This is a genomic window from Streptomyces sp. NPDC054847, from assembly GCF_053610925.1.
Genome location: NZ_JBSGZJ010000595.1, coordinates 1 through 3503 on the forward strand (window position 1 = coordinate 1; position 3503 = coordinate 3503).

A 3503-nucleotide genomic window follows, 5' to 3' on the forward strand; every position below is an offset into this window, starting at 1 on the left:
GCCCGGCACCGGCCCGCGGCCGCTGCCGGGCCCCGCTCAGTGGTGGAAGGCCGTGGCCTCCGCGGTGCTCCTGGTCAAAGGGTGGGACTGGGCTCGCAGTTCGGGAAGCAGCAGCCGCAGATCCTCCAGGAGCAGTTCCGCCAGGTCCGCGGAGAAGCCGTTGCGGCAGACCACCCGCAGCACCGAGAGGTCCCGGCGGTTCGCCGGGAAGGTGTAGGCGGGCACCAGCCACCCCTTCTCCCGCAGCCGCCGCGACACGTCGAAGACGTCGAACGACGTCACCTCGGGCGCGGTCGTGAACGCGAAGACGGGCAACTGGTCGCCCGCGGTGAGCAGCTGGAAGTCGTCCAGCGCCCCGATCCGGGCGGCGAGCCCCGTCGCGACCTCGCGGGCCGTCCCCTGGACGGCCCGGTAGCCCTCGCGCCCGAGCCGCAGGAACGTGTAGTACTGCGCCACCACCTGCGCGCCGGGGCGGGAGAAGTTGAGGGCGAACGTCGGCATGTCGCCGCCGAGGTAGTTCACCCGGAACACCAGCTCCTCGGGGAGTTCGTCGGGCGACCGCCACAGCGCCCACCCCACACCGGGGTAGACCAGCCCGTACTTGTGCCCCGAGGTGTTGATCGAGCACACCCGCGGCAGCCGGAAGTCCCAGACGAGGTCCTCGTCGAGGAACGGGGCGACCATCGCGCCCGACGCTCCGTCGACATGGACCGGGACGTCCAGGCCGGTGCGCTCCTGGAGGTCGTCCAGCGCGGCGCAGAGCTCGCCGACCGGCTCGTAGGAGCCGTCGAAGGTCGAGCCGAGCACCGCCACCACCCCGATGGTGTTCTCGTCGCACAGCTCGGCGGCGGCCTGGGGGTCGAGATGGAAGCGGTTCCCCTCCATGGGCACGAGCCGTGGCTCGACCTCCCAGAAGGCGCAGAACTTGTCCCAGCAGACCTGCACGTTGACGCCCATCACCAGGTTGGGCCGGGCCTTCGCCGGATAGCGGTCGGCGTTCCGCTTCGCCCACCGCCGCTTGAGGGCCATCCCGGCGAGCATGCAGGCCTCGCTCGAGCCGGTGGTCGAACAGCCGACGGCCGAGGCCGGGTCCGGCGCGTGCCACAGGTCGGCGAGCATCGCCACACATCTGCGCTCCAGCTCCGCCGTGCGCGGGTACTCGTCCTTGTCGATCATGTTCTTGTCGCGGCACTCGGCCATCAGCTCCGCCGCCTGCGGCTCCATCCAGGTGGTGACGAAGGTGGCGAGGTTGAGACGGGAGTTCCCGTCGAGCATGAGCTCGTCGTGCACCAGCTGATACGCCGTGAGAGGCGGCATCGGGCCGTCCGGGAGGCGGTGCGTGGGCGGGGCGGCCGTCATCCCGCCGACCGGGTCGGCCGGACCGAAGAAGGGGTTGACCGCGAGCCTGCGCCGCTCCGGTGTGTGGTCCTCGGTCCCGGTGGTGCCCTGGTGGAGTGCCATAGGCCACAGGCTCGTACGGGCTTGCACCTCACGCAACGTGAGGCAGCAGCCTGGGCCCGTAACGCGAAGGAAGGGAGCGAAGGCGATGAGCTACTCCGTGGGACAGGTCGCCCGTTTCGCCGGAGTCACGGTGCGCGCCCTGCACCACTACGACGAGATCGGACTGCTGCGTCCGAGCGGCCGCAGCGGGTCGGGCCACCGGCGGTACGACGACGCCGACCTGGACCGGCTTCAGCAGATCCTGTTCTACCGGGAGCTCGGCTTTCCCCTCGAAGAGGTGGCGGCACTCCTGGACGACCCCGACGCGGATCCGCAGGCCCACCTGCGGCGGCAGCACGAACTGCTCTCCGCCCGGATCACCAGACTCAAGGAGATGGCCGCCGCCGTGGAACGAGCCATGGAGGCGAAGAAGATGGGCATCAACCTGACGCCCGAGGAGAAGTTCGAGGTCTTCGGGGACTTCGACCCCGACGAGTACGCCGAGGAGACCGAGCAGCGCTGGGGCGGCACCGACGCGTACGAGGAGTCCCGGCGGCGCACGGCCTCGTACACGAAGGAGGACTGGCTGCGCATCCAGCGCGAGGCCGACGAGATCACCCGGCGCTTCGTGGCGCTGATGGACGCGGGCGAGGAGCCGGAGTCCCAGGCCGCCATGGACGTGGCGGAGGACCACCGCCGGTGGATCTCGAGCCACCACTACACCTGCACGTACGAGATCCACACGGGCCTGGCCGAGATGTACGTCGCCGACGAACGGTTCACCCGCAACATCGACAAGGCCAGGCCGGGCCTTGCGGCGTACGGGCCCGCCGACGTCCTCGTCACACCTTCGCGACCGTCACCGCCGTGCCGTAGGCGCAGACCTCCGTGCCGACGTCCGCGGCCTCCGTCACGTCGAAGCGGAACGCGAGCACCGCGTTCGCACCCCGTGACCGGGCCTGCTCGACCAGGCGCTCCATGGCCTGGTTGCGGGTCTCCACGAGTGTCTTGGTCAGACCCTTGAGCTCGCCGCCGATCATCGACTTCAGGCCGGACCCGATCTGGCTGCCCAGATGCCGCGAGCGCACCGTCAGGCCGAAGACCTCGCCGATCACCTGCTCCACACGGAAGCCGGGGAGGTCGTTCGTCGTGACGACCAGCACATCGGCCTGCGGACCCTGCCCGCCGCCGTAATCATCGATTCCCATGGTGAAAGCTTCGGGTCCCTGCGTTCGCCTCGCATCCGGGGAGGCAGGTGGAACCGGGTGTCACCCGTATGCGTTGATAGCTTTGGGCAGCCGACCCTGCCGACGACTATCACCACAGGAGCCCGGACCTCGTGAACACCCTTGCGCTCGGACCGAGCTGGCTCGACCCGGACTACCTGATCACCACGTTCGGGCTGATCGGCGTCCTGGTGATCGTCTTCGCCGAGTCGGGCCTTCTGATCGGGTTCTTCCTGCCCGGCGACTCGCTGCTGTTCACCACGGGTCTCCTGGTGACCACGGGCGCGATCGACATGCCGCTGTGGCTGGTCTGCACACTGATCGTGCTGGCCGCCGTCATCGGTGACCAGGTCGGCTATCTCTTCGGCCGCAAGGTCGGCCCGGCCCTCTTCAAGCGACCCGACTCCCGTCTCTTCAAGCAGGAGAACGTGGAGAAGGCTCACGACTTCTTCGAGAAGTACGGCCCGAAGTCCCTGGTCCTGGCCCGCTTCGTGCCCATCGTGCGCACGTTCACGCCGATCATCGCCGGTGTGAGCCGGATGAACTACCGCTCGTTCGTCACCTTCAACGTCATCGGCGGCGTCCTGTGGGGCGCCGGCGTCACGCTGCTCGGCGCCGCGCTGGGCAAGGTCGAGTTCGTCCACAAGAACATCGAGGCGATCCTGATCCTGATCGTCCTGCTCTCGGTCGTCCCGATCGTGATCGAGTTCCTGCGGGCCCGCTCCAAGAACAAGAAGTCGGAGGCCGCCGCCGCCTCCGCGCCGGAGGGCGAGATCCCGCCGTCGTCCCGCGGCGGCCGTCACGCCAAGCGCTGACGCCGACCGCCGACGCGGAGAC

3 protein-coding genes and 1 pseudogene are annotated in these 3503 nt (G+C 69.3%); 2 read left to right on the forward strand and 2 right to left on the reverse strand.

Going from position 1 to position 3503, the window contains the following annotated elements; translation table 11 throughout:
• Positions 1 to 36: 36 nt before the first annotated feature.
• A complete protein-coding gene (locus tag ACWGH4_RS32890) occupies positions 37 to 1461 on the reverse strand; it encodes a glutamate decarboxylase (protein ID WP_453467298.1) in 1425 nt (474 codons plus the stop codon).
• Between the two features lie 85 nt (positions 1462 to 1546).
• Between ACWGH4_RS32890 and ACWGH4_RS32895 the strand changes: the two are divergent.
• Positions 1547 to 2296, forward strand: a pseudogene (locus tag ACWGH4_RS32895) (MerR family transcriptional regulator); the annotation flags it as partial.
• On the opposite strand, the gene ACWGH4_RS32900 reads toward ACWGH4_RS32895, so the two are convergent.
• Entirely contained in the window at positions 2283 to 2648 is a 366-nt protein-coding gene (locus tag ACWGH4_RS32900) for a YbjQ family protein (RefSeq protein ID WP_441263645.1), read from the reverse strand. The pseudogene ACWGH4_RS32895 and the gene ACWGH4_RS32900 sit on opposite strands and share 14 nt — an antisense overlap.
• A gap of 131 nt (positions 2649 to 2779) precedes the next feature.
• On the opposite strand from ACWGH4_RS32900, the gene ACWGH4_RS32905 reads away from it, so the two are divergent.
• Positions 2780 to 3481, forward strand: a complete 702-nt coding sequence (locus tag ACWGH4_RS32905) for a DedA family protein (RefSeq protein ID WP_453467300.1) — start codon at positions 2780 to 2782, stop codon at positions 3479 to 3481.
• Positions 3482 to 3503 lie beyond the last annotated feature (22 nt).

Bases quoted from the DNA above. Each gene is read 5' to 3' on its own strand.
- ACWGH4_RS32890 (WP_453467298.1), bottom strand. From the start codon at position 1,461: ATGGCACTCCACCAGGGCACCACCGGGACCGAGGACCACACACCGGAG.
- ACWGH4_RS32900 (WP_441263645.1), bottom strand. From the start codon at position 2,648: ATGGGAATCGATGATTACGGCGGCGGGCAGGGTCCGCAGGCCGATGTG.